The organism is Brevundimonas sp., assembly GCF_013912065.1.
Lineage (GTDB): Bacteria > Pseudomonadota > Alphaproteobacteria > Caulobacterales > Caulobacteraceae > Brevundimonas.
This window is the reverse complement of sequence record NZ_JACESA010000007.1, coordinates 18,685-42,794: the sequence shown is the minus strand read 5'-3', so window position 1 is coordinate 42,794 and position 24,110 is coordinate 18,685. Positions and strand designations below refer to the sequence as shown.

Sequence of the window (24,110 nt, the reverse complement as noted above, 5' to 3'; positions counted from 1 at the left end):
GAGAAGAGTGAAAAGGCCCAATCCTCACGGCGTCAGCTCCAGCGGATGCCCGCCTCCACGCCGTTTCAGATAGAGGTCCGCAAACGGCGCCGTCTGACGGATCTCCATCGCCCCCTCCTTCACCAGTTCCAGGCCCGCCGACAGGGTCGAGGCGGTGTAGCTGGCCTGGCTGGGGCCGTCCTCGGTCTCGCGATGGGGCGCGACCTGGTCCAGCGGGGTCCAGTCCGCCAGTTTCGGCATGACCTCGCGCAGCCAGTCGCGCGCGGCTTCCAGCGGGAAGGCCTCGACCCGCTGGCCGGGGGAATAGCGCCGCGATTCTTCGCGCCGACGCTGGGTCACATAGGCGCTCATCAGCTCGTACAGGCTGGCGTCGATCCGGTCGGACGGGGTGATAACCGTCGCCTCGGGATCGCCCCGCGTGAAGACATCGCGCTTCAACTGGGGCCGGGCCATCAGCTGTTCGACCGCCTTGCGCATGGCCTCCAGCTTCTGCAGTCGGAAGGCCAGGGCCGCGGCCATGGCCTCGGCCGGCGGTTCGTCGCCCTTGCCCTTCTCGGTGCGGGGCAGCAGCAGCCGCGACTTCAGATAGGCCAGCCAGGACGCCATCACGAGATAGTCCGCCGCCAGGGCGAAGTTGCGCCGCCGCGCCTCGTGCACGAAGGCCAGATACTGTTCCGCCAACTGGGTGATCGACAGTTTCAGCAGGTCGACCTTCTGCGTCCGCGCCAGGGCCAGCAGGACGTGCAGCGGCCCTTCATAGCCGTCCAGATCGACGACGAACGCCTCCCGCTCCTCGACCTCCTCGGCGTTGAAGTCGAGGTTCGGCTGGAAGGCCTCCGTCACGCCTGCGCCTCCCCCACGTCCGGGCCCTGGGCCGCGTCGATCTTGCCGCTCATGGCCTGGAAGAAGCGCGCATGGGCCGCCGTGACGTCCAGCGGTTCGGGCGCCCGCACGATCCGCGCCATCGCCGCCTCTGCCCGCGTCCTGGCCTTGCCCTTCAGCTTGCCGGACGCCTCGGCCACCGCCCGCATCTCGGCCATGTCGCCGTTGCAGTGCAGGACGATGTCGCACCCCGCCTTCAATGACTGATGCGCCCGCTCGCCAAGGTTGCCGCTCAGCGCCTGCATCGACAGGTCGTCGGTCATGATCAGGCCGGCGAAGCCCAGATGCCCGCGCATCATCTTCACCGCCTTCTTCGACTGGGTCGCGGGCCGCTTCCTGTCCACGGCGGTGAAGACGATGTGCGCCGTCATGGCCCAGGGCATGTCCGACAAGGCCTTGAACGGCGCGAAATCCCAGCCGTCCAGGGTGTCGAAATCGGCGTGGACGGTCGGCAGGTCCTTGTGGCTGTCGGCAAAGGCCCGTCCATGGCCGGGCATGTGTTTGATACAGGGCAGGACCCCGCCCGCCAGCAGCCCCTCGGCCGCCGCTCGCCCCAGCATGGCCACCGTCGCCGGATCCTGACCGTAGGCGCGGTCGCCGACGATGTCGTGAGCGCCGGACACCGGCACGTCCAGCACCGGCACGAGATCGACGTTGATCCCGACCTCCTTCAGGTCATGCGCCATCAGCCGCGCGCCCAGCCGCGTCAGTTCACGGGCCTCCATCGGGTCGTTCGACGCCTTCAAATAGGCGTCGCCCGGCGGGTATTTGGGCCAGTGCGGCGGCCCCATCCGCTGGACCCGTCCGCCCTCCTGATCGATCAGGATCGGCGCTTCGGGATCGCCGATGGCGGCCCGCATTTCGTCGGTGAGCGCCCGCACCTGCTCCGGCGTGTCGATGTTTCGCCGGAACAGGACGAAGCCCCACGGCCGCGCCTCGGCGAAGAAGGCCCGTTCGTCCTCGCTCAGCCGATAACCGGCGCAGCCGTAGATCGCGGCGGATGTCACCGAACGATACAGTCCCGACCGGCGGCCTTCAGCGCGTCGCAGAAGGCGACCGCCCGCTCGCGCGACAGGCCGGTGAAGGTGGTGCGGTAAAGGGTCGAACCGCTGGACGAGGTGACTTCGGTCACCCGTTTCTGGGCGCCGGACGCATATTGGCCGAACCGGCCGGCGACCGCGGCGTATTCACGATCGGCGATCTCGGTCGACGAGAAGGCGCCGATCTGAACCGAGGACGAACCCGAGGTCGAGGCAGACGCCGCAGGGGCGGCGGCGGGCGCAGGCGTCGGGGCCGGCGTCGGGGCCTTGGCTGCGGGCGGCAGGCCCTCCCCCGACGGGGCGGCGGTCGGCGGGGCGGCCGGGCGGGGTTGAGGCGCTTCCGGCGGCGGGGTGAAGGTGACGGGGGCGTCGGTCGTCTCGGCCTCGTCGCGATACACACGTACGCCCGCGGCTGGATCGACCGGCTGGGCGTCGACGGGCGCCGCCGACTTCATCTCGCCGACAGGCTGACCCACGGCTGGCGGCGCGTCGGTCGAGGCGCGCATGCCCGACCGGTAGAAGAAGATCACGGCCACGATCAGCAGCAGCAGCACCACGCCGCTGACGATCAGGGTCACGGGCGGCGCCTTGCCACCGCCAGAGCCGACATTGCGGCCGCTGCGCGCGTCATAGCTGTTGCGCCGGAACGGCAGGTCGTCGTCGGTCGGCGGCGTATAGGCGCCCTGCCCCGGTCGGTTGTCGTCATCGAAAGACATGGTCGCGCTCCGCCGTCTGACCGGCGCTGCGAATCGGCGCGCCGAACGATTAGTTTAACGCCCCTCCGCCGTCTTTCGAATCACAGATCGAGGGCCAGGTCGAGGCTGAACAGTTTCTGGTGGACTTCTATGGCGTAGCGGTCGGTCATGCCGGCGATATAGTCGCAGACAGCCCGCGCCCTCAGGGTCCGGTCCTCGGTCGCCGCAGGCTGGCCCCATTCGGGCGGCATCACCTCCGGCTCGGCCATGAACAGCTCGAACAACTGCGACAGCACCCGCCGCGCCTGGCTGCGTGTCCGGTTGACCCGGTAGTGACGGTACATCCGTTCGAACAGGAATTTGCGTAGGATCGCCAGATCGGCGTGCATCGGTCGCGAGAAGTCCACCAGCGTCCGCGTCGCCGTGCGCACGTCCTCGGGCGAACCGATGCGGTCCTCTTCCAGACGCCGCGCCGTCTCGGCCAGAACGTCCTCGACCATGACCCCGATCATCCGCCGCACGGCCTCGATCCTCAGCATCCGGTCGTCGATGGCGGGCCAGTCGCGCCGCACCTCGGCCAGCATCGGTCCGATCAGCGGCACCTGATCCAGGTCTTGAAGGGTGATCAACCCAGCCTGCACCCCGTCATCGACGTCGTGGTTGTTGTAGGCGATGTCGTCGGCGATGGCCGCGCACTGGGCCTCCAGCGAAGCGAACGTCCCCAGCCGCAGGTCCCAGCCCGCCTCCCCGTCCGTTCGGTACGGACGAACCACCGACCAGGCCGGCTCGTCCAGCCGGTGGGCCACCGGACCATTGTGCTTGATGACCCCCTCGACCGTCTCCCAGCTCAGGTTCAGCCCATCGAACTGCGGATAGCGGTTCTCCAGCTCGGTCACGACGCGGAAGCTCTGGACATTGTGATCGAAGCCGCCGTGGTCGGCCATCTGTATGACCAGCTCGTCCTCGCCGGCGTGGGCGAAGGGCGGGTGGCCCAGGTCGTGGGCCAGGGCGATGGTCTCGGCCAGGTCGTCATCCAGCCTCAGCGCATGGGCCAGCGACCGCGCGATCTGGGCCACCTCCAGCGAATGGGTCAGGCGGGTGCGGTAATGATCGCCTTCATGGGCGACGAAGACCTGGGTCTTCTCCTTCAGCCGACGAAAGGCGGTGGCGTGGATGATGCGGTCGCGGTCGCGCGCGAAGGCGGTCCGGGTCCGGCTGGGCGGCTCGAAGAAGCGACGTCCCTTGGTCAGGTCGGCCCGTTCGGCGTAGGGGGAGAGGTCTGTCTGGCTCAAGTCATCAACTTTGACGCATCCGGGCCTTTGCGAACGCCCGCTCGCGCCTCATATAGACAGGCGTGAGCACCGTCCAATCCACAGAACCGTCCACACCCGCCTTCAGCGTCGCCTCGCGCGCGCCGGAAGGCATCGTCCTGGCCGCCAGCGCCGCCAAGCGGCTGGCGAAGTTGGGCGCGGCCGAGGGCAAGGCCCTGATGCTGCGCGTCGCCGTCGACGGCGGCGGCTGCTCGGGCTTCCAGTACCGGTTCGAACTGGTCGAGACGGCCGAAGACGACGACCTGCGCATCGAAGCGGATGGCCAGACGGCCCTGATCGACCCGGTCTCGGTCCCCTTCCTGAAGAATTCCGAGATCGCCTATGTCGACGAACTGGCCGGCGCCCAGTTCGCGGTCCGCAATCCGAACGCCGCGTCCAGCTGCGGCTGCGGCGTCAGCTTCTCGATCTGACGCCGATCACCGTCGGCGCCGGATCAGGGCCCAGACGGTCACGACCACGGTCGACGCCAGCAGCGCCGAATAAGCCCCGTCCCATGCGCCATCCTGCAGCAAGGCGCCGATCAGTCCGGTGAGACTGAGGACGAACAACAGGATCGGCGCGCGGAAGACGGCCCAGAGACTGAGGCGCTTGCGGTTCATCCGACCTTCCGCCGTCCCTTGCCCAACCACAGGTAGAGGCCGGAGCCCAGGATGACGATGGTCGCCAGGTCCAGCAGGGCCCACAGGATCTTCAGCCCCAGGCCGCCGTAGTCGCCGAAATGCAGCGGCTGGGACAAGGACAGGGCCTTCACATACCAGGGCGTCGGCGCCACCGCCGCCAGCTCGCCGGTACGGGCGTCGATCAGGGCCGGGGTAGTCAGGTGGGTCGTCAGCGGCGTGTCGCCGTGGAAGAAGACGGCATAGTGGTGGTCGGTCGAATAGTCGGTCCCCGGAAAGGCCACGAACTGCAGCTTCATTCCCGGCAGGGCCTGTCTTGCCCGTGCGACCGCCGCGTCCAGCGACGCCCTCTGACCCATGGGGACCGGCGCCTCGTAGGCGGCTGTCAGCTCCTTCAGGGCGGTGCTTTTCCAATAGGCCAGGATCGGCGTCGCCAAGGTGTTGACCACCCCCGTCAGCCCGACGACCAGCACCCAGGCAGCCGTCACGATCCCCAGCAGATTATGATAGTCCAGCCAGCGCGTCCGCGCCGACTGTCTGGCCCTGACCGTGCCGAACGGCAGGCGGCGCATGAAAGGTGCATACAGCACCACCCCCGACACCACCGCCGTGACCAGCATCAGCCCCATGGCCCCCAGGAACAGCATCCCCGGCAGGCCCAGGAACATGTCGGTGTGGAGTTGCAGCAGGAACTCCAGCACCGGATGCCCCGCCACCGGCGGCGCGACCTGGCCACTGGTCCGGTCGATCGGTTCGAAACTGTAGCGGCCGGCCGGTCCGTTCGGATCGACGCTGGTGACGTTCACCACCGGCCGATCTTCGTCGAAACTCATGAAGGCCGGAACCTCGCCCGGATGCCGCGCCAGGGCGGCGGCCAGGACCTGGTCCAGGTTCAGGCCCGGGCCGTCAGGATCGGCCGGCGTCCAGGCCTGTTCCAGCAGCACATCCTCGATCTCGTGGCTGAACACGAGCGGCAGCCCGGTAACGCACAGCATCAAAAGGAAGAGCGTGGAGACCAGGCTCGACCATTTGTGCGTCCAGGACCAGGCGCGGATCGTTCGGGCGTGCATCGACGGCTGCCAGTCCCGGCTCAGAATTCCGCCGAGATCGACAGCGACAGGGTCCGCGGCGCGCCGAGGGTCAGATAGTTGGCGCCCGGATAGCCGCCGACCGCGACCCACTGGTCCTCGTCCGCGACGTTCTCGACCCGCGCCCGGACCGTCATCGGACGACCGCTAGCCTCGAAGGCGTAGCGGACACCGGCGTCGAACCGGGTCCAGGCGTCCAGCTCCACCGTGTTGTCGGCGCTGACCGGCTGGCCGCCCGTATGGACGACCCGGCCTTCCAGCGTCAGGCCGGCGACCTGGGGCACATCCCATTCGAGATTCAGATTGCCCTGGAATTCCGGCACGCCGATGGGCGACTTGCCGTCCATCGTCCCGCCCGCCGTGCGCTTCAACTCGGCGTCCAGCCAGGTCACGCCGCCCAGCAGGCGCAGGCCGGGCGAAAGCTCGCCATAGACGCTGGCCTCCACGCCCCGGTTCTCCTGCTCGCCATTGGCGGCGAAGACATTGTCCTCGACATAGGCGCTGGGCAGGGTGGTGCGGAAGACGCTGAACGTCCCGCCGAAGCCGCCGCCGTCGTATTTGATCCCGACTTCGGCCTGTTCGCCCCGGAACGGCGACAACACTTCGCCCGCATTCTCGACCGGGGTCGCGCCGCTCAGCGCCGGCGCGATCTGGCCGGGGATCAGGGCCTCGGCGTAGTTGGCGTAGAGCGAGACCGTGGCGCTGGGCTTGTAGACCAGGGCGAAGGCCGGGGTCGTCGCATCGCTCTCGTAGACCGACAGAACGGCGCCGGTGTTATAGTCATACGACCGCGTCTCGATCTCCTGATAGCGCACGCCCACCGTGGCCAGTAGTCGGCCGTCCAGGAAGGACAGGCGGTCAGCCAGGGCGAAACTGGTGTTCTTGACCCGCTCCGTCACCGTCGGATCGTCCAGATCGCCGCCGACGAAGAAGTCGGGCGTCGGGGCCGTCACTGCGACCGGATTGTACAGGTCGCTGGCGAAACCGGAGAAGCTGGAGAAGGCGTAGGCGTTTTCGGATCGCAACTGCACCTGGGCGGCCGAGGCCACCAGACGGTGACCGACCGGACCGGTCGTCAGATCCGCTCGCACCCCGACGTCGCCGGACCAGACCGTGTCCTCGCGCACATTGTCGAACCGATAGGCGCTCAGGGTCCCATCGGCCTGGGCCGTCGGGTTGGCCAGGACATTATCCTCCTTGCCGTTGCGACCGCCGAAGGCGACCCAGGCGGTGACGTCGTCGTTCAGGTCGATCTCGCCCCGGACGGCGCCGAACAGCTGCTGCTCGTCCGTATAGGTCCAGGGCTGGGCGAAGTTGGCGTCGGCCGAAGGTGCGGCGGGCACAGCGCCGCTGGGCGTCACCGTCGGACGGGGCGCGTCGATGTGATTGTCCTGCCAGCCGAAGTCGGCCGACACCCGCGCCCGTTCGCCGCGCCGGTCCAGGCCCAGGCCGACCACCGTCAGTTCCCGGTCCTGATCGTCCACCGCGCTCTCGCCGTCGCGACGGACCAGGTTCAGGCGCACGCCGTACTGGTCGTTCTGGCCGAAGCGGCGGGCCAGGTCTGCGGCCAGATAGACTTCGCTCTGACCCGACAGGCCCGCCGTTACGCGGGTCAGCGGATCAGTGGGCGCGCGCTTCGGCGTCAGGTTCACGGCGCCGCCCACCCCGCTGCCGCCCGGCGCAGCGCCGTTCAGGAAGGCGGTGGCCCCGCGAAACACCTCTACCCGCTCGACCAGCTCAGCCGCCACGAACTGGCGCGGCAGGACGCCGTAGAGACCGTTGTAGGTCATGTCGTCGGAATAGATCGGGAAGCCCCGGATGACATACAGTTCCTGGAAGTTGCCGAACCCCTTGGACACCCGCACGGTCGGATCGTTCTGCAGCACGTCGCCGATGCTCAGGGCCTGCTGGTCGCGGATCAGGGTCTCGGTATAGCTGGTCGAGGCGAAGGGCGTGTCCATCGTGTCCTGCACGCCGAACAGGCCGACCCGCCCGCCCCGCGCCACCTGACCGCCGGCATAGGCGGGCGCCAGCCGCACCTGCGAACCCGTGACGACGATCTCGTCCAGCTCCGCCGTCTCCTGCGCCGTCGCAGGCGCGGCGGCCATCAGGGCCAGAATGCTGGCGGCGTAAGCGAGACGACCGGTCGAACGAACCATGGATTGCAACACATTCTCAAGAGCAAATGAAGTGCGGGCTGCATACGCCCACTTGCAACTCGGTTGCAATGGCACAAACCGCCACAGCTCAGCTGGATCAAAGGGCTTGAATTTAGCCAATCCCCTAATTAGGGTTCAGCCTATGAACACCCTTTTCAAGGCCCTGTCCCATCCGGTGCGCCGCCGCATCCTGGCCATGCTACGGTCAGGGCCTTTGGCGTCGGGCGATATCGCCGCCGCTTTCGACATGACCTGGCCCACGATCACCGGACACCTGAATGCGCTGAAGGAGGCCGGTCTGGTCAGTCCCGAGCGCGATGGCCAGACCATCCGCTACCGGCTGGAAATTTCGGCCGTCGAGGAGGCCATGGCCTTTCTGATGGACATCGCCGGGACCGGCGCGACGGCGGAGATCACGCCGCCCGTGGTGGAGCCCCGCCGATGACGCCCCGGTTTTCCCTGCTGGATCAACTGACCCTCGCGGTCTTCGCAGTCCAGGCCGCCTTCGCCCTTCACATCGGATTCAATGGGCCAACCACGCCCCTGCCCCTGCATTTCGGGCCGGACCTTCAGCCGGACCGCTGGGGCGACCGGGTCGAGTTCGCCGTCGTGTGTGGCGGCCTGACCCTGATCGGCTTCATCGCCGCGACCGGCCTGGCCCTGGCCGCGCGCCTGGCGGCGAAGGAAGGCGACGTCTTCCGCCGTCGCAGCCTGCGGACTGGCCAGGGGATACTGCTGTTCGCCTTCGCCGCCATCGGCCTGATGATAGCCTGGCTAAGCTTGGGCGGCGCCCCGCTGGAGGATCGTGGGGCGATCCTGATGGGCGGGCTTTCATTGATTTTCCTGGTCCTGGGCGGCTTCGTAGGCCGAGTGTCGCCGAACCGGCTGGTCGGGGTGCGGACGCCCTGGTCCTATGGCAGCCGCCTGGCCTGGGACCGCTCCAACCGTCTCGCCGGCCGGCTGTTCTTCCTGCTGGGCCTGGCCGGCGTAATCGCCGCGCCGGTCGCGCCTCAGCCCTTGGCGCTGCATGTGCTGACCGGCGCCGTAATCGCCAGCGCCGCCCTGTCCGCTTTCGAAAGCTGGCGGGTCTGGCGCGCCGATCCAGACCGCACCTCCCTCTGATCCATCATTCGTCCGGAGCCCGACCATGCTGAGCCTCGCCCTCGCCGCCGTCCTCGCCGCCGCGCCGTCAGAGACCGAGATCGTTCTGCCCGCCCAGCCCGCGCCTCTATACGGGACCATGCTAGAGCCTGAGGCTTCGACCGCCGTCGCGGTCATCTTGCCCGGCTCCGGTCCGACGGATCGGGACGGGAACAATCCGCTGGGCGTCTCGGCCGGGACCTATCGGCTGTTGGCCGAGGGTCTGGCGGCGCAGGGGATCGCCACGGTTCGCATCGACAAGCGCGGCATTGGCCAGAGCGCCGCCGCCGGTCCGGTCGAGGCGGACCTCCGCTTCACCGACTATTCCAACGACGCTCGCGCCTGGGCGGCCGAGGCGGCAGCGCGCGCCGGGCGACCCTGCGCCTGGCTGATCGGCCACAGCGAAGGCGCCCTGATCGCACTGAAGGCGGTCGAAGGCGGCGCTGACGCCGGCAAGGTCTGCGGCCTGATCCTCCTGTCCGGCACCGGGCGGCCGGCCGGCGCCGTGATACGCGAGCAACTGGCGTCCCTGCCCGAGCCGATGAAGGCCCAGGCCTTCGCCGCCCTCAGCGAACTGGAGGCCGGCCGTACCACTGCCGACACCCCGCCCGCGCTCGCCGCCCTGTTCCGCCCCTCAATCCAGCCCTATCTGATTTCCTTCCTGTCGCTCGATCCCGCCGCCCTGATCGCCGCCTATGACGGCCGGGTCTTCATTGGCCAGGGGACCACAGACATCCAGGTCAGCGTCGCCGACGCCGAGGCCCTGGCGGCCGCCGATCCGCAGGCGACGCTGAAACTGTGGGAAGGCGTCAATCATGTGCTGAAGACCGCGTCCGCAGACCGGGCCGCCAACCTGGCGGCCTATTCCAATCCCGACCTGCCCCTCGCGCCCGGCGTGGTCGAGGATGTGGCGAAGTTCATCCAGGCGCGCTGAGGGCTTCTTCGAAACAGAGGCCGATCGGTCGTCGGTCGAACACCGCTTGACTCATTTCGATAATTAGCTAATTGTCTCATCATGAGTTCGGTATTCAAGGCCCTGTCCGATCCCACCCGTCGTCGGGTGCTCCAGCTCCTGCGCGAGGGGCCCATGAGCGCGGGTGAGATCAGCGACCGGTTCGACGTCTCCAAGCCGACGATGTCGGCGCACTTCGCGGTGCTGAAGGAGGCCGATCTGGTTCATGCGGAAAAAGTCGGGAAATCCGTGCTCTATCACCTGAAGCTCTCGGTGCTCGAAGAGGCGCTGCTGGGCTTCGTCCATTCATTCGGCCTCGACGCGGACGCGTCGAAGCCCGGTAAGGAGACGGCATGATGAAAAAGGATCTGATCGGAAGCTTCGCCTGGGCCGGCGCCATCGTCGCCGTCGCCCTGTGCGGCAAGCTGGCGCGCGACGCGGGCTTGCTGGACGCCGATACGGTCACGCGTGTCGTCGTCGGGCTGAACGGCCTGATGATCGCCTGGATGGGCAATCGACTGCCCAAGACCTTCGTCCCCAACGCCTGCGCTCGCCAGGCCCGGCGCGTCGCCGGCTGGTCCCTGGTGCTGAGCGGTCTGGTCTATGCCGGCCTCTGGGCCTTCGCCCCGATCCCGGTGGCCGTGGCGGGCGGCTCCGGCGCGGTCCTGACGGGGATTGCCGTGACGATCGGCTATTGCCTGTCGCTGCGGAACAGGCCGGCGCGAACAGCCTAGGCGATTTTCGGTGGGGCGCCTTCTGGACGCCCGCCATGCCCCCTATCTTGGCGCCATGCCCATCGCTCGCCTCTCCTCCCGCGCCCTCATCTCCGTCACGGGCGAGGAGGCCAGGCCCTTCCTGCACAATCTGCTGACCCAGGACGTGGAGACGCTGAAGGACGGCGAACTCCGCTTCGGCGCCCTGCTGTCGCCGCCCGGCCGGCTGCTGTTCGACCTGTTCATCCTGGGCGACGGCGACGGCGTCCTGCTTGACGTCGCCGCCGACCGGCGCGACGCCCTGGTCCAGCGGCTGTCGATGTACAAGCTCCGGGCCAAGGTCCAGGTCGCCGCCGACGACCGCCCCATCTTCGCCGCGTGGCCTCAAACGTCCGAGGGCTTCATCCCCGACCCCCGCACCCCGCTGATGGGCGGCCGCCTCTATGGCGAGGCCACGGCCGACGCCGCCGAGGCCGACTACGACGCCCACCGCCTGTCGGTCGGCGTCCCCGATCCGACCGCCGACGCCCCCCAGGACAAGACCTATCCGATCGAGGCCGATTTCGACCTGCTGAACGGCATCGACTTCCAGAAGGGCTGTTTCGTCGGCCAGGAGACCACCTCGCGGATGAAACGCCGGGGCAGCATCAAGAACCGGATGATGCCGCTCGATTTCGACGGCCCGCCGCCGGCCTTCGGGGCCGAGGTGTTGAAGGGCGAACTGCGCGCGGGCGAGGTTCTGTCCGGCCATGACGGCTCGGCCATGGCCCTGTTGCGAGTGGACCGGATCGACGGCGACCTGACCGTGGACGGCCGCCCGGTGCGCCTGCGCCGCCCCGCCTGGATGTGACCGGCCAGAACCCGGCGGCGGACACGAACCCGTCTCCTCCCCGCTTTGCGGGGAGGAGACGGCCCTTTCCTCTTCCTGAACAAACAGGCAACATCGCGCCATGACCGATTCACATGCGGAAGGCCGCTGCGGCTGGTGCGGGACCACGGACCCGCTCTACATCGCCTATCACGATCAGGAATGGGGCGTGCCGGAGCGCGATCCTCGCGCCCTGTGGGAAAAGCTGGTGCTCGACGGCTTCCAGGCCGGCCTCGCCTGGATCACCATCCTGCGCAAACGCGAGGGCATCCGCGACGCCTTCGACGGCTTCGACCCCGAGATCGTCGCCCGCTATGGCGAGGCCGACATCGAGCGCCTGCTGGGCGACGCCCGCATTATCCGCTCGCGCGCCAAGATCAACGCCGCCGTCAAAGGCGCCAAGATCTGGCTGGAGATGCGCGACAACGACGAAGACTTCTCCGACTGGCTCTGGTCCTTTGTCGACGGCGAACCGATCCAGACTCAGTGGGCTGACTTCCGCCACGCCCCGACCCAGACCGAACAGTCAGTCGCGATGGCCAAGGCGTTGAAGGCGCGCGGTTTCAACTTCTGCGGCCCCGTGATCGTCTATGCCTTCATGCAGGCCGTGGGCATGGTGAACGATCATCAGACGACCTGCTTCCGTCATGCTCAGGTTCGTGCGATGGCGGGCCATGGCTAAAGCCCCGTCCAATCCCAAGGCCTTCCCCACGCTCGCGCTCGAGACCGTGCTGATCCAGCGCGTCAACGGCCCGGTCTGCGGGGTGGACGAGGCGGGGCGCGGTCCCTGGGCGGGTCCGGTCTCGGCGGCGGCGGTGATCCTGAACCCCGACGACCTGCCCCTCGGCATCGACGATTCCAAGGCCCTGACCGAAAAGCGCCGCGCCGCGCTGGAGCCCGAGATCAAGGCCCGCGCCATCGCCTGGGGCGTCGGCTTCGCCTCGGTGGAGGAGATCGAGGACCTGAACATCCTGCACGCCACCGGCCTGGCCATGTGTCGCGCTGTCGAACAACTGGCGGTCCAGCCGGTGGCGGCCCTGGTGGACGGCAACTATCGGTTCAAGCTGCCGTGCGAAATCCAGACCGTGGTCGGCGGCGACGGTCTGTCCCTGTCGATCGCGGCGGCATCCATCCTGGCCAAGACGGCGCGGGACCGGCTGATGATCGATCTGGACGCGGAATACCCCGGCTACGGCTTCGCCAGTCACAAGGGCTACAACGCCCCCATCCACCAGGCGGCGCTGAAGACACTGGGCCCCTGCCCGGCGCACCGACGCGGCTGGTCCCCGATCAGGGCCTTGCTGGAAGAGGCCTAGCGCCCCCTCAGATATGCATGAACCCGCCCAGCAGCGCGCCCATCAGGGCGGCGACCGCGGCGCCGGCCAGCATCATCATCCAGTGTGGCGGCGGGCTCAGACTGGGTTCCACGTCCTCTTCGACGGCCTCGGACGGGATGGGCTCGCGGCGGGCGAACTGTTCGGCGTTATGGGTGTAGATTCGCACCGCCTCGCGCTTGACCGCCAGGTCCACGACGGGCGCATCCGTGACCCAGGACTTGGGTTCGGCGGCGGGTCGGACGCGGTAATCGTCTTCGCGCGGGGGCAGGCCAAGGGGTGTGACGGGCGGTTGCATGTTCCATCAACGGCGTCCGGTGAGTCGGGTTCCCGGCGCAGCTCGGCTCGACGTCAGGCCGCGACCGGCAGCTCGACCGGCCGGTCCGTCACCACGAACAGATGTTCGACATTCCGCAGCCGCCCCACCTGCCCCACCTTCTCGCCCTTCTGGTTATGAATGCCGATCCGGGCGCCGACATAGCGGGGGTGGGCGATCTCGACGACCTGGACATGGCCCCTCGCCGACAGCATCTCGACCAGGTCGGCCCGGCTCAGATAGCCCTCGTCGTTGAAGCTGACGATCAGATTGGGCGACTTCACCCGCTCGATCACCGACCGCAGCGCCGGACCGATGCCGGGCCGGCTGTTGAAGGCGCTCTTGCGGGTCTTCACGTCCACCCGCTTGTTGGCGATCCCATAGGTCTCGGGCCGATCCCACAGCACCAGGCTTTCCCAGCAGTGATAATTGCCCAGGTAGGAATGCTGATTGTACGGCGGGTCCAGATAGACGAGGTCCGCCTCGACCTGATCGGCCATCTCCACCGCGTCGCCCTGGGTCGCGCGGCACGGCGCACCGACGGACGGCAGGATGTCGGGCAGACGCAGCTCCAGCGGCTTCAGCGCGCGCGCCGCCCACTGTTTCATATAGGCCATCTGCACCCCGGCGGTGGAATCGACCCGATCGGCCGCCTCCATCAGGCTGACCAGAACAATGGCCTTCAGTTCCGGCTCCAGCCCCAGGGCCTCGATCCGGTCGCGCACGGCGTCGATCCGCGCGCCGTTGTCGGGATGGAAATAACGGGCGTCCCGGCAGAAGGCCTGGGTGAACCAGCCGGCTTGCGGCGTCACCCCCCGCAACTCCGCCAGCACCGCCCCGGCCCGGTCGATCCACCGCTCTCGGTCCGCCTGAACATAGGCCGTCGCCAGAGTGTGGGCATAGGCGTTGTGGTCGTTCGACCAGACCTGAAACCCCTGTCTCTTCAGCGCGTGCCCCACCCGCGCCGTGCCGGAAAACAGGTCGCAGACGCGCCCGCCCTGCGGCAGGACGCCCGCGACGGCGCCGGTCACATGCCCCAGAAGGGCGCGTTTGGAGCCGATATATTTGATCATCCGGGCCGCCGATTCATGGCTCTACAGTAGCGATCCCGCCGCAGGACCGCCATCGCCTCGCCATCGACGGGCGAACCGCCGCCAACCCTCCTAATTCTGAAAGATAAGCCCCATGTCATCAAGGGCTTGGCTCTCAGATCGGCCATCGACCCAGCACGACCGGAAATCGGGTTATAAGCAGAGCTCGGTCTTTGACATCGCCAGACGCCCGCCGGCCCTCGCCGAAATTGCACTCTTTTGCATATTGCACCGATTTTCGCCTGTGCAGTTCAATTCCCGGCCGTCCCGCCTCAGCCCTTCTTGCCGCCCTTGGCCTTGGGCGCCGGCGCATGGGCCAGACGCAGCAGGTTGGCGGCGCCCGGCGCGCCGAAAGGCGTCCCGGCCAGGATCAGTATCCGCTGGCCCGGTTCGGCCAGACCGTACTGCACCGCGCCGTTGACGGCGTCGTTGGTGACGACCTCCAGCGAATCCGGCTGATTCCCCAGCCTCGGCTCCAGCCCCCAGACCAGGGCCAGGCGACGCGCCGTGTTGGCATTGGGCGTCAGCGCCAGGATCGGCTTCAACGGCCGCTCGCGCGCCATTCGCCGGGCCGTGCCGCCCAGGGTGGTGAAGACCACCAGACAGCCGGTGGACGGCGCATTCGCGGCCATGGCGGCCGCCGCCACCAGGGCGTCGACGTCGTGCTCGTCCATGCCCGCGTGTTCGGCGCCCATCAGTTGGGGCCACATCGGGTCGCGTTCGACCCGTTCGATGATCCGGCTCATCATCTCGACCGATTCCAGCGGATAGTCGCCCGACGCCGTCTCGGCCGACAGCATCAGGGCGTCGGCGCCCTCGTACACGGCGTTGGCGACATCGGTGGCCTCGGCGCGGGTCGGGGCCGGGGCGCTGGTCATGGATTCCAGCATCTGGGTCGCCACGATCACCGGCACGCCGCGATTGCGGGCCGCGCGCACGATCTGTTTCTGCGCCACCGGCACGTCCTCGGGGTCCAGTTCGACCCCCAGATCGCCGCGCGCCACCATGACCCCGTCGCAATAGTCGAGGATGGCTTCGAGATCGGCCACGGCCGCCGGCTTCTCGATCTTGGCCAGGCAGGCGGCCTGGCCGTTCACGATCCGCTTCAGCTCGGCCATGTCCTCGGGCTTCTGCACGAAGCTCAACGCCACCCAGTCCACGCCCTGACGCAGGGCGAAGGCCAGGTCCTCGCGGTCCTTGGGGGTCAGGGCCGAGACGGGGATGACGGCCTCGGGCACGGCCACGCCCTTGCGGTCCGACAGTTTGGAGCCGCTCTCGACCGTCACATCGGCCCATTCGTCCGTGCGTTCGCCCACCCTCAGCCGCACCCGGCCGTCGTCCAGCAGCAGCAGCATGCCCGGCCGCAGGGCCTTGAAGATCTCGGGATGCGGCATCTGCACCCGGGTCTCGTCGCCGGGGGTCGGGTCCAGGTCGAACCGCATGGCGTGGCCCGGCTTGACCGCGATCTCGACATCCTTGAACCGGCCCAGCCGCAGCTTGGGCCCCTGCAGGTCGGCCAGCACGCCCAGCGGCCGCTGCAGGGCCATCTCGGCGCCGCGTACGGCCTTCAGGGCGGCGGCGTGATCCTCGTGCGAGCCGTGGCTGAAGTTCAGGCGGAACACGTCCACCCCGGCCTGGGCCAGGGCCTTGACCGTGCCGGGGGCCCGGCTCGCGGGACCCAGGGTCGCGACGATGCGGGCGCGGCGGGCTCTTTTCATGGGGACGTTTCCTGTTCGCTTCTGGGTCGCCAGACGCCTCTCGCAGCGAGAGGTCTGGTCGTTCGCCCCCTTCTGCCGACGAAACCGCCCCGACGTAAGGTCGCCCCCACGCCGGGAAACACGAGTTTACGGGCGCGAAACAGGAGTTTATCGCGCCGGGGTAGTCTCCGTAGCGGCGCAGTCCGCCACCGCGAAGCCGTTCAGATCCATGCAGCGCCCCTCCACCTTGGGCGTCGCCACCCCGATAACATGGGCCAGGGTCGGGGCGATGTCGATGGTGCGGATCGGCAGGAACCGTTCCTCGCCGGTCGCGCCGGGCCACCAGAAGATGATCGGCACGCGGCGGTCGTATTCGAACGGCGAGCCGTGTCCCGCCAAGGTTCCGCCCACCCGTCCGCCGGCGACGACGTTCTGGGCGAAGGCGAACTGGATGTCCGGCGACCGCTCGGCCACTGTGGACAGGCGCATCCGCTCGCGCAGGGTCATCATCTCCGGCTCATTCGACGCCGGAAGGGGCTCGGCCAGCAGCCGGTCGCGGGTCTCGGCGAAGGCGACGTCCGGCAGGGCGCGCAGCAGTTCGACCGCCGCCTCGGCCACCTGGGTCCGCAGCGGATCGGGCAGCGAACGATGCTGGGCGTCGGCGACCATCAGGCCGCTGCCGCCCGCCTGAAGCGGATCGGCGTCCAGGTCGAAGCGGGCCTTCAGAGCGTCGTTCACCCCCTGGATCGCCGCCAGATCGGCGCGGCGGGCGTGGGGATAGCCGTGGTCGTGCAGCCGCTCGACGAAGTCCGAGCCGCCGTGGTCGGCCGTCAGCACCACCAGGGCGCCGCCCGGAACCTGGGCCAGCCGGTCCAGGAACTCGCCCAGGGCCACGTCCAGCCGATGCATCTGTTCGCACATCTCCGGCCCCTGTGTGCCGTACATATGGCCGATCCGGTCCGTCGCCGACAGGCTGACGCCCAGCATGTCAATCGCCGCGCCCTGCCCCAGCTTCTGGCTGTCCAGCAGATATTCGGCGGCGTACAGCGTCTGCTCGTCCAGCAGGGGCGAGGTGTCGAACTTCAGTCCCGACGGCGGCAGGGTCGAATGGAAGGTCTGGCCGCGAATGGTCCAGTCCCCGGCCAGGGCGCGGCACTGGTCATTCGTGTAATCCCAGGCGACCGGCGCCAAGCCCATGCCCAGGCGGAAGGCGCGATTGAAGTCCGCGACCGGCGCCAGCTTGGCCTCGGCCGTCTCGCCCGGCTCGACATAGGTGGTCAGGCCGAAGCCGTCGGTGAACCAGAAGGCCTGGCCCTGATGGCCGGCCAGATTGATCGCCCCGCGGTCCTTGCCCGAGACGGCGAAGACCTTGCTGGCCGGGCTGACGGCCTTCAGCCAGTCGCCCAGGGTGGTGGCGCGCAGCTGGTCCGGGCCGACCGGGCCGTTGTCGCTGTCGTCGCGTCCATGGGCCAGGTGATTGGCGGGGGCGGCCAGGCAATAGACCTCCTTGCCGGTCTTGCCGTCGATCCAGTCATTGGCCGGAACGCCCGCCTCGGTCGGATGGACGCCGGTCAGGACGGTCGCGTGGCCCGGGCAGGTCTCGGTCAGGCCGTGGGTCTGATAGCCGTTGATCGACACCAGCCCCTGATCCGCCATCCGCCGCAGACCGCCGGTGTAGCGACCGCGATACTGGTCGAACAGATTGGCGCTGAACTGGTCCACCACGATGGTCACGATCAGCCTGGGCGGCGTCAGGGCGTCGCGAGAGGCTTGCGGCGCCTCGGCCTGCTGCGCCATCGCCGGAGCGGCGGCGCTTCCCAGCGAAAGTGCGGCCAGGGCCGCGACCGTGATGCGCGACAGGGACATGGGCATACTCCGAACTTCAGGTCTTGGGCTCTAAGGGCCGCCGATTGCAATCGCGTGACAGCAGGGGGAAGTTCAGTGGGCGGACGCGGCCCGCAGCCGCCCGAGCTGATGGATCAGCAGGGCGATCGCCCCGCCGACGACCGCGCCGATGACGGCGGAGGCGAAGGCCGTCACGAACCAGCCGACCAGCCCCTCCAGAGGACCAGCCGCCGCCCCCGCCGCATGGGCCAGATGTTCCAGCGGCTCCGCCGGCCAGTGCAGGCCCAGCGTATGGGTTCCGTGAACCAGTATGCCGCCGCCGACCCACAGCATCGCGGCTGTGCCGATGACGGACAGGGCGTTCATCACCACCGGCATGGCCTTGACCAGACCGCGTCCCAACGCGCGAAACCGGCCGCGGGGGCGCTCGGCCAGGTGCAGGCCGATGTCGTCCATCTTCACGATCAGGCCGACAGCCCCATAGACGACGACCGTCATGCCCACCCCGACCACGACCAGGATCGCCGCCTGGGTCAGGATCGGCTCGGCCGAGACGTCGGCCAGGGCGATGGCCATGATCTCGGCCGACAGGATCAGGTCGGTTCGCACCGCCCCCGCGACCGTCGTCTTTTCCAGCGTCGCTGGGTCGCCCTCGACCGGCGTGTCCTCGGCATGACCGCCATGCCCAAGAGCCTCGAGCAGTTTCTCGGCCCCCTCGAAACACAGATAGGCGCCGCCGCACATCAGGATCGGGGTTATGGCCCAGGGCGCGAAGGCGCTCAGCAACAGGGCGGCGGGCAGGATAAACAGCAGCTTGTTGCGGAACGACCCAAGGGCGATCTTGCCGATGATCGGCAGCTCGCGGCTGGGCGAAAGACCGGTGACATAGCGGGGCGTCACCGCCGCATCGTCGACCACCACCCCGGCCGCCTTGGTCGAGGCCTTACCCGCCGCCGCCCCCACATCGTCGATCGAGGCGGCCGCCATCTTGGCGATCCCGGCGACGTCGTCGAGCAGGGCGATCAGACCGGAAGGCATGCGAAGTCCTGAAGTTGCGCCGCAACACGCGGCGTCTCTCGCCTAGGGCCCGACGCCGGTTTTGTCGAGCGCCGCCGCATAAGAGCGAAAGCCCCGCCGGCGAACCGACGGAGCTTCCATTTCGAACGCATTTCCGATTTGTTTTTTAGAACTTACGGCCCACCCCCACGGAGACGACCCACGGGTCCAGATCCACATCGCTCTTCAGCGCGCCGTCGTTCACGTCCGCGTCGGTGTTGAACCACACCTTCTTGACGTCGACATTCAGGCTCCACGGCCCCTGGATGCCGATGTCGGCGCCGGCCTGCAGGGCGTAGCCGAAGCCGTCGTCCAGATCGACGGTGAAGCCGTTCTTGTCCTCGCCGCTGTAGAACAGCATGTAGTTGATCCCGGCGCCGACATAGGGGCTGAACCGGCCTTCGGTCAGCGGACGATACTGCAGGGTCACGATCGGCGGCACGACCCAGGTCTCGTGCACGGCGACGTCGGTCGTGCCGCCCTGGGCGCGGATCTCATGTTTGGTCGTGCCCAGGATCGCCTCGACCGCCAGATGGTCGGTCAGGAAATAGGTGAAGCCCAGGGTCGGCATGACGCTGTCGCCCACATCGACCTTCAGGCCGGAATCGGCGCCGGCGGCGGTCGTGATGGCGTTGTCGGCTTCCGAGAACACATCGGTCACGCGGCCGGTGATGATCCAGTCGCCCTTCTTGGGCATCTCCCAGGCGGCCGGGCCCCCGTTCGCTGGGCTTTGGGCCATGGCCGGCGCGGCGCAGGCTGCTGCGGCGACGGCGGAGAGGATCAGGGTTTTCAGTTTCATCTTGCTCATCCCCGACGCCCGCTGTCGCCTCATGCGACCTGTCCGAGCGTCTTGAAGAGGGGAATGCGCCCCCGCCCCCGCCCCGGCCTTGATCCAGCGCAAACCCAGGCGGGGGTTGGACAATCTGTCCAGTCAGACCACGCGGGCGTGGCGTTTCTCGATGTCCGCCGCGCCGGGATCGAAGGCCGCGCAGACCGCGCGAACGAACGGTCGGCCCAGATCGGTCACGGTGAGGACCGCCCCGTCGATCGTCACCAGTCCGTCCAGCTGGAACCGGCACAGCCGGGGCCAGACGGCCGCGACCTCGGCGATGTCGCGGCCTCTTTCGCGGGCGATCTCGGCCACGTCCACGGTGAAGTCGCACATCAGTCGCTCGATGATCTCGCCCACGAAGGCGTCGCGTGGATCGACCGCCACGCCCCGCGCGACCGGCAAATCCCCGGCGGCCACGGCCGACCGCCAATCCCGTTCCTGGGCGTGGTTCTGCACCAGGCCTTGAGGCGTCCGGCTGATGGAAGACGCGCCCAGTCCGATCAGGACCGGCGCCTCATCGGTGGTGTAGCCCTGGAAGTTGCGGCGCAGACGCCCGGCCCGCGCTGCGGCGGCCATGGAGTCGTGCGGCAGGGCGAAATGGTCCAGGCCTATCGGCTGCCAGCCCTTGTTGGCCAGATAGCGCGCCGCCGCCTGGCTTTGGGCGAACCGCGCCTCCGGCCCTGGCAGGTCGGCCTCGTTGATCAGCTTCTGGTGTGGCTTCATCCACGGCACGTGGGCATAGCCGAACAGGGCGATGCGATCGGGCCGCAGGGTCGCCACCTGGGCGACGGTCGTGACCACATTCTCCACCGCCTGCAGCGGTAGGCCGTACATCAGGTCCAGGTTCAGCGACGTGACCCCCTGGGCGCGCAGGGCGTCGGCCGCCCAGCGGATGGTCTCGAAGGACTCGGGTCGGTTCACCGCCGCCTGAACCCTGGGCGAAAGATCCTGGACGCCCAGGCTGGCGCGGCTCAGACCGATGCGACCCGCCGCCTCGACCCAGTCCTGGGTCAGGACTTCGGGGTCCAGCTCGGCGGCGATCTCGAAACAGTCGCCCAGGTCGAACCGGTCCGCCAGACCAGCGAACAGCCGCTCCAGCTCTTGCGGCGGCAACATGTTGGGCGTGCCTCCGCCCAGGTGGATCGAGCCGACCCTGACCCGGCGGCCGTCCCGTTCACCGATCCGGGCGCCGATCCGAGCCAGGACCAGATCGGCCTCCTTCAGCAGCAGATCGACATAGCTGCTCATGACCCCGATCCGGTTCATCGCCCGGGTGTTGCAGCCACAATACCAGCACAGCCGTTTGCAGAAGGGGATATGCAGATAGAGCGACACCGCGCGGTCGAGGGGCGCGGCGGCCAGCCACGCCCCCCATTCGGCGGCCCCGACGGCGGGCGTGAACTGCGCCGCCGTCGGATAGGAGGTGTAGCGCGGCGCGTGGGCGTCGTAGCGGGCGATCAGCTCGCGCGTCGTCGGCGCGCCGGTTGGGCTAGAGAGGGACATCGCCCTCTTTCGACGCATCGACGGACAGGCCCTTGTCGCCCTCGTCGAACAGGTGGAACTCGTGCCACAGGCCGTTCAGCACGCCGAAGCCGCCGGCCAGGCTCACACCCAGGATCCAGGAAAAATACCACATGGCTTGATGCTCCTCGGGCTCAGTACAGGTCGGGGTTGGTCTTGAGGGCGGCGGTCGAGGTCCGGCCCCACAGCACCGAATAGACCCAGGTCGTGTAGATCAGGACCAGCGGCAGGAAGATCGCCGTGCAGATCAGCATGATGAACAGGGTCAGGTGGCTGGACGAGGCGTTCCACACCGTCAGGCTGGACTGCGGGTCGATCGAGCTGGGCAGGATGAAGGGGAACATCGACAGGCCGACGGTCGAGATGATGCCGACGGTCGACATCGACGATCCGCCGAAGGCCAGGGGCGCGGACCGAAGCCACATGCCCGTCAGACCGACCACCGCGCCGACGAAGCCCAGAACCGGGGCGATCATCATCCACGGATAACGGCCGTAGTTGTCCAGCCAGGCGCCCGGCGCGGCCTCGACCGTGGTGCGCAGCGGGTTGGAGAAGCCCTGGATGTCCAGCACGCCCGTGATCCGGTAGCCCACGTTTCCAACGGCCATGTAAAGACCGCCCGCCGCGAACAGGACCAGGGCCAGGACGCCGGCGGCCGTGCCGATGATGCGCGCCCGCTCCATGACGGGGCCATGCTCGGCCTTGATCGACAGCCAGGCCGCGCCGTGAAGCACCAGCATGGCGACCGACAGCAGGCCGGCGATCAGGCTGAAGGGTGTGAACAGACCCAGCAGATTGCCGTCGTAGAAGGACCGCAGGTCGCTATCCAGGCGGAAGGGCGCGCCCAGCAGGACGTTGCCGACGGCGACGCCGAACACCAGGGCCGGTACGAAGCCGCCGATGAACAGGCACCAGTCCCAGAACGACCGCCAGCCGGCCGAGGCCCGCTTGGAGCGGTACTTGAACGACACCGGCCGCAGGATCAGGGCCGACAATACCAGGAACATGGCCAGGTAGAAGCCGGAGAAGCTGACGGCGTAGACGAAGGGCCAGGCGGCGAAGATCGCGCCGCCGCCCAGGATGAACCACACCTGGTTGCCCTCCCAGGTCGCGCCGACGGTGTTGATCACCATGCGGCGCTCTTCATCGGTCTTGGCGACGAAAGGCAGGAGGGCGCCGACACCCAGGTCGAAACCGTCGGTCAGGGCGAACCCGATCAGCAGCACGCCCAGGAGGGCCCACCAGATCAGGCGCAGGGTTGCGAAGTCGAGGGGAAGATCCATGGTCGGATGTCCTAAGTCTCTCTGGTTCAGGCCACGGCCGGCGCGGGAACGCGCGGCGCGGGAGCTTCAGGGCTGGTTTCGGCGAACGTCTCCTGTTCGTGGAACGGTCCCTTCTTGATGGCGTAGAGCATCAGCCGGACCTCGACGACGGCGAGGGCGCCGTACAGGGCGGTGAAGCCGATGATGGTGGCCCACAGCTGGGGCACGGTCAGGGACGAAGCGCCGAGGAAGGTCGGCAGCACGCCTTCGACCGCCCACGGCTGGCGTCCGAACTCGGCCAGGATCCAGCCGAACTCGATTGCGACCCACGGCAGCGGGATGGCCAGGACGGCCAGGCGCAGGAACCACCGGGTGTCGTGCTTGCGCATCGTGCACAGGACGAAGGCCGTGGCGAACAGGGCGATCATCAGGAAGCCGATGCCGGCCATCACGCGGAAGCTCCAGAACAGGGCCGGCACGTTCGGCACCGTCTCCCAGGCCGTCTGCTTGATCAGTTCGGGCGACGCCGTGCGCGGATCGGCGACGTGGCGCTTCAGCAGCAGGCCATAGCCCAGGTCACGACGATGGGTCTCGAACACGCCGCGGGCGACGGGATCGGTCGGGTCGGCCTTGACCTTCTCCAGGGCGTCATAGGCGATGACGCCGGATTCGATGCGGTCCTCGGCCGTGGCGACCAGTTCGAAGATGCCCTCCACCGGTTTATCGATGGTGCGGGTGGCGATCAGGCCCATGACCCACGGCACGTGGACGCCGTAGTGGGTCTCGCGATCCTTCATGCTGGGGATGCCGATCAGTGTCAGGCCGGCCGGAGCGGGCTCGGTGCGCCACATGGCCTCGAGCGCGGCCAGCTTCATCTTCTGGTTGTCGGTCAGGGCGTAGCCGGACTGGTCGCCGAGGACGACGACCGACATGGACGCCGCCAGGCCGAAGGCCGAGGCCACCGTCATCGACCGCTTGGCGAAGCCGACATGTTTGCCGCGCAGCAGATAGAAGGCCGAGACGCCCAGCACGAAGACCGAGGCGCAGACATAGCCGGCGCTGACGGTGTGGACGAACTTGGCCTGGGCGACCGGGTTGAACAGCACGGCCATGAAGTCCGTGACCTCCATCCGCATCGAGTCCGGATTGAAGGCGGCGCCGACCGGGTTCTGCATCCAGCCGTTGGCGATCAGGATCCACAGGGCCGACAGATTGGTGCCCAGGGCCACCATGAAGGTGACGAACAGGTGGGCCGACGGCTTCAGCTTCTCCCAGCCGAAGAACATCAGCCCGACGAAGGTCGCCTCAAGGAAGAAGGCCATCAGGCCTTCGATCGCCAGCGGCGCCCCGAAGATGTCGCCGACATAGTGGCTGTAGTAGCTCCAGTTCATGCCGAACTCGAACTCCATGGTGATGCCGGTCGCGACACCCAGCACGAAGTTGATGCCGAACAGCGTGCCCCAGAAACGGGTGATCGTCCGCCAGATCGGCCGACGGGTCATCACATAGATCGACTCCATGATGACCAGCATCACGGACAGCCCCAGGGTCAGGGGCACGAACAGGAAGTGGTAAAGGGCTGTCAGCGCGAACTGCAGCCTGGATAGGTCGACGACCGCGAGGTCGATCATGGCTTGGGCTCCTAAGCCGCCGGCCACGACGACCGACGTT

At 68.2% G+C, this 24,110-nt stretch carries 26 protein-coding genes; 9 read left to right on the top strand and 17 right to left on the bottom strand.

What is annotated here, in order from left to right; genetic code table 11:
* Positions 1-24: 24 nt before the first annotated feature.
* The 4 genes from H2037_RS07680 to H2037_RS07665 form a co-directional block, all read right to left on the bottom strand.
* Positions 25-843 (bottom strand): ScpA family protein, encoded by an 819-nt coding sequence (locus tag H2037_RS07680; RefSeq protein ID WP_292119886.1) that lies wholly within the window; start codon positions 841-843, stop codon positions 25-27.
* Complete coding sequence (gene nagZ / locus H2037_RS07675) at positions 840-1,889, bottom strand: beta-N-acetylhexosaminidase (RefSeq protein WP_292119884.1); 1,050 nt, start codon at positions 1,887-1,889, stop codon at positions 840-842. Before nagZ ends, H2037_RS07680 begins: the two co-directional genes overlap by 4 nt.
* Entirely contained in the window at positions 1,886-2,638 is a 753-nt protein-coding gene (locus H2037_RS07670) for an SPOR domain-containing protein (protein WP_292119882.1), read from the bottom strand. Before H2037_RS07670 ends, nagZ begins: the two co-directional genes overlap by 4 nt.
* An 80-nt stretch (positions 2,639-2,718) precedes the next feature.
* Positions 2,719-3,909, bottom strand: a complete 1,191-nt coding sequence (locus H2037_RS07665) for a deoxyguanosinetriphosphate triphosphohydrolase (RefSeq protein ID WP_292119879.1) — start codon at positions 3,907-3,909, stop codon at positions 2,719-2,721.
* A gap of 131 nt (positions 3,910-4,040) precedes the next feature.
* On the opposite strand from H2037_RS07665, the gene erpA reads away from it, so the two are divergent.
* A complete protein-coding gene (erpA, locus tag H2037_RS07660; RefSeq protein ID WP_292120311.1) occupies positions 4,041-4,358 on the top strand; it encodes an iron-sulfur cluster insertion protein ErpA in 318 nt (105 codons plus the stop codon).
* Between the two features lie 6 nt (positions 4,359-4,364).
* Here the strand turns inward: erpA and H2037_RS07655 are convergent, their stop codons facing one another.
* Genes H2037_RS07655 through H2037_RS07645 form a run of 3 tightly spaced genes read right to left on the bottom strand, consistent with a single transcriptional unit; the run spans position 4,365 to position 7,812 of the window.
* Entirely contained in the window at positions 4,365-4,547 is a 183-nt protein-coding gene (locus H2037_RS07655) for a hypothetical protein (RefSeq protein WP_292119877.1), read from the bottom strand.
* Complete coding sequence (locus tag H2037_RS07650) at positions 4,544-5,746, bottom strand: PepSY domain-containing protein (RefSeq protein ID WP_292119875.1); 1,203 nt, start codon at positions 5,744-5,746, stop codon at positions 4,544-4,546. The genes H2037_RS07655 and H2037_RS07650 overlap by 4 nt, the downstream gene beginning before the upstream one ends.
* A complete protein-coding gene (locus tag H2037_RS07645) occupies positions 5,656-7,812 on the bottom strand; it encodes a TonB-dependent siderophore receptor (RefSeq protein WP_292119873.1) in 2,157 nt (718 codons plus the stop codon). Before H2037_RS07645 ends, H2037_RS07650 begins: the two co-directional genes overlap by 91 nt.
* Before the next feature lie 142 nt (positions 7,813-7,954).
* Between H2037_RS07645 and H2037_RS07640 the strand changes: the two genes are divergently transcribed.
* The 8 genes from H2037_RS07640 to H2037_RS07605 all read left to right on the top strand — a co-directional run bounded on the left by H2037_RS07640 (position 7,955) and on the right by H2037_RS07605 (position 12,801).
* A complete protein-coding gene (locus H2037_RS07640) occupies positions 7,955-8,257 on the top strand; it encodes a metalloregulator ArsR/SmtB family transcription factor (protein ID WP_292119871.1) in 303 nt (100 codons plus the stop codon).
* Entirely contained in the window at positions 8,254-8,934 is a 681-nt protein-coding gene (locus H2037_RS07635) for an SdpI family protein (protein WP_292119869.1), read from the top strand. Before H2037_RS07640 ends, H2037_RS07635 begins: the two co-directional genes overlap by 4 nt.
* 25 nt (positions 8,935-8,959) lie before the next feature.
* Positions 8,960-9,886: an alpha/beta fold hydrolase gene (locus H2037_RS07630; protein ID WP_292119867.1), complete on the top strand. Its 927-nt coding sequence runs from the start codon at positions 8,960-8,962 to the stop codon at positions 9,884-9,886.
* Positions 9,887-9,967: 81 nt separating this feature from the next.
* The gene (locus H2037_RS07625; RefSeq protein ID WP_292119864.1) at positions 9,968-10,261 is read left to right on the top strand and encodes an autorepressor SdpR family transcription factor; all 294 of its coding nucleotides are present in this window, start codon (positions 9,968-9,970) and stop codon (positions 10,259-10,261) included.
* Positions 10,258-10,638 carry an ammonium transporter gene (locus H2037_RS07620; protein WP_292119862.1) on the top strand — a complete coding sequence of 127 codons (381 nt, stop codon included), beginning with the start codon at positions 10,258-10,260 and terminating at the stop codon, positions 10,636-10,638. Before H2037_RS07625 ends, H2037_RS07620 begins: the two co-directional genes overlap by 4 nt.
* A gap of 55 nt (positions 10,639-10,693) precedes the next feature.
* The gene (locus tag H2037_RS07615) at positions 10,694-11,467 is read left to right on the top strand and encodes a folate-binding protein (RefSeq protein WP_292120308.1); all 774 of its coding nucleotides are present in this window, start codon (positions 10,694-10,696) and stop codon (positions 11,465-11,467) included.
* Between the two features lie 100 nt (positions 11,468-11,567).
* On the top strand, positions 11,568-12,167 hold the full coding sequence (locus H2037_RS07610) for a DNA-3-methyladenine glycosylase I (protein WP_292119858.1): 600 nt from the start codon (positions 11,568-11,570) through the stop codon (positions 12,165-12,167).
* Positions 12,160-12,801 carry a ribonuclease HII gene (locus H2037_RS07605; RefSeq protein ID WP_292119855.1) on the top strand — a complete coding sequence of 214 codons (642 nt, stop codon included), beginning with the start codon at positions 12,160-12,162 and terminating at the stop codon, positions 12,799-12,801. The genes H2037_RS07610 and H2037_RS07605 overlap by 8 nt, the downstream gene beginning before the upstream one ends.
* A 7-nt stretch (positions 12,802-12,808) precedes the next feature.
* Here the strand turns inward: H2037_RS07605 and H2037_RS07600 are convergent, their stop codons facing one another.
* From H2037_RS07600 to H2037_RS07555, 10 genes are all read right to left on the bottom strand, one after another.
* Complete coding sequence (locus H2037_RS07600; protein ID WP_292119852.1) at positions 12,809-13,117, bottom strand: hypothetical protein; 309 nt, start codon at positions 13,115-13,117, stop codon at positions 12,809-12,811.
* Positions 13,118-13,170: 53 nt separating this feature from the next.
* Positions 13,171-14,208 (bottom strand): DNA adenine methylase, encoded by a 1,038-nt coding sequence (locus H2037_RS07595; RefSeq protein WP_292119849.1) that lies wholly within the window; start codon positions 14,206-14,208, stop codon positions 13,171-13,173.
* Between the two features lie 290 nt (positions 14,209-14,498).
* Entirely contained in the window at positions 14,499-15,944 is a 1,446-nt protein-coding gene (pyk, locus tag H2037_RS07590) for a pyruvate kinase (RefSeq protein ID WP_292119846.1), read from the bottom strand.
* Between the two features lie 147 nt (positions 15,945-16,091).
* Positions 16,092-17,789, bottom strand: a complete 1,698-nt coding sequence (locus tag H2037_RS07585; protein ID WP_292119843.1) for an alkaline phosphatase family protein — start codon at positions 17,787-17,789, stop codon at positions 16,092-16,094.
* Positions 17,790-17,861: 72 nt separating this feature from the next.
* Positions 17,862-18,806 (bottom strand): DUF808 domain-containing protein, encoded by a 945-nt coding sequence (locus H2037_RS07580; protein ID WP_292119841.1) that lies wholly within the window; start codon positions 18,804-18,806, stop codon positions 17,862-17,864.
* A gap of 145 nt (positions 18,807-18,951) precedes the next feature.
* The gene (locus H2037_RS07575) at positions 18,952-19,632 is read right to left on the bottom strand and encodes an OmpW family outer membrane protein (protein WP_292119838.1); all 681 of its coding nucleotides are present in this window, start codon (positions 19,630-19,632) and stop codon (positions 18,952-18,954) included.
* A 123-nt stretch (positions 19,633-19,755) separates the two neighbouring features.
* Positions 19,756-21,159 carry an oxygen-independent coproporphyrinogen III oxidase gene (hemN, locus tag H2037_RS07570; protein ID WP_292119835.1) on the bottom strand — a complete coding sequence of 468 codons (1,404 nt, stop codon included), beginning with the start codon at positions 21,157-21,159 and terminating at the stop codon, positions 19,756-19,758.
* Positions 21,146-21,292, bottom strand: a complete 147-nt coding sequence (gene cydX, locus H2037_RS07565) for a cytochrome bd-I oxidase subunit CydX (protein WP_292119832.1) — start codon at positions 21,290-21,292, stop codon at positions 21,146-21,148. The genes hemN and cydX overlap by 14 nt, the downstream gene beginning before the upstream one ends.
* A gap of 19 nt (positions 21,293-21,311) precedes the next feature.
* A complete protein-coding gene (cydB, locus tag H2037_RS07560) occupies positions 21,312-22,460 on the bottom strand; it encodes a cytochrome d ubiquinol oxidase subunit II (RefSeq protein WP_292119829.1) in 1,149 nt (382 codons plus the stop codon).
* Between the two features lie 26 nt (positions 22,461-22,486).
* A complete protein-coding gene (locus H2037_RS07555; RefSeq protein ID WP_292120304.1) occupies positions 22,487-24,067 on the bottom strand; it encodes a cytochrome ubiquinol oxidase subunit I in 1,581 nt (526 codons plus the stop codon).
* Between the last annotated feature and the right edge of the window lie 43 nt (positions 24,068-24,110).

Bases quoted from the DNA above. Each gene is read 5' to 3' on its own strand.
- H2037_RS07585 (WP_292119843.1), bottom strand. From the start codon at position 17,789: ATGTCCCTGTCGCGCATCACGGTCGCGGCCCTGGCCGCACTTTCGCTG.
- H2037_RS07645 (WP_292119873.1), bottom strand. From the start codon at position 7,812: ATGGTTCGTTCGACCGGTCGTCTCGCTTACGCCGCCAGCATTCTGGCC.
- cydX (WP_292119832.1), bottom strand. From the start codon at position 21,292: ATGTGGTATTTTTCCTGGATCCTGGGTGTGAGCCTGGCCGGCGGCTTC.
- H2037_RS07640 (WP_292119871.1), top strand. From the start codon at position 7,955: ATGAACACCCTTTTCAAGGCCCTGTCCCATCCGGTGCGCCGCCGCATC.
- pyk (WP_292119846.1), bottom strand. From the start codon at position 15,944: ATGAAAAGAGCCCGCCGCGCCCGCATCGTCGCGACCCTGGGTCCCGCG.
- H2037_RS07670 (WP_292119882.1), bottom strand. From the start codon at position 2,638: ATGTCTTTCGATGACGACAACCGACCGGGGCAGGGCGCCTATACGCCG.
- H2037_RS07600 (WP_292119852.1), bottom strand. From the start codon at position 13,117: ATGCAACCGCCCGTCACACCCCTTGGCCTGCCCCCGCGCGAAGACGAT.
- hemN (WP_292119835.1), bottom strand. From the start codon at position 21,159: ATGTCCCTCTCTAGCCCAACCGGCGCGCCGACGACGCGCGAGCTGATC.
- H2037_RS07630 (WP_292119867.1), top strand. From the start codon at position 8,960: ATGCTGAGCCTCGCCCTCGCCGCCGTCCTCGCCGCCGCGCCGTCAGAG.
- H2037_RS07575 (WP_292119838.1), bottom strand. From the start codon at position 19,632: ATGAGCAAGATGAAACTGAAAACCCTGATCCTCTCCGCCGTCGCCGCA.
- H2037_RS07615 (WP_292120308.1), top strand. From the start codon at position 10,694: ATGCCCATCGCTCGCCTCTCCTCCCGCGCCCTCATCTCCGTCACGGGC.
- H2037_RS07580 (WP_292119841.1), bottom strand. From the start codon at position 18,806: ATGCCTTCCGGTCTGATCGCCCTGCTCGACGACGTCGCCGGGATCGCC.
- cydB (WP_292119829.1), bottom strand. From the start codon at position 22,460: ATGGATCTTCCCCTCGACTTCGCAACCCTGCGCCTGATCTGGTGGGCC.
- H2037_RS07635 (WP_292119869.1), top strand. From the start codon at position 8,254: ATGACGCCCCGGTTTTCCCTGCTGGATCAACTGACCCTCGCGGTCTTC.
- H2037_RS07605 (WP_292119855.1), top strand. From the start codon at position 12,160: ATGGCTAAAGCCCCGTCCAATCCCAAGGCCTTCCCCACGCTCGCGCTC.
- H2037_RS07655 (WP_292119877.1), bottom strand. From the start codon at position 4,547: ATGAACCGCAAGCGCCTCAGTCTCTGGGCCGTCTTCCGCGCGCCGATC.
- H2037_RS07620 (WP_292119862.1), top strand. From the start codon at position 10,258: ATGATGAAAAAGGATCTGATCGGAAGCTTCGCCTGGGCCGGCGCCATC.
- H2037_RS07595 (WP_292119849.1), bottom strand. From the start codon at position 14,208: ATGATCAAATATATCGGCTCCAAACGCGCCCTTCTGGGGCATGTGACC.
- H2037_RS07610 (WP_292119858.1), top strand. From the start codon at position 11,568: ATGACCGATTCACATGCGGAAGGCCGCTGCGGCTGGTGCGGGACCACG.
- H2037_RS07625 (WP_292119864.1), top strand. From the start codon at position 9,968: ATGAGTTCGGTATTCAAGGCCCTGTCCGATCCCACCCGTCGTCGGGTG.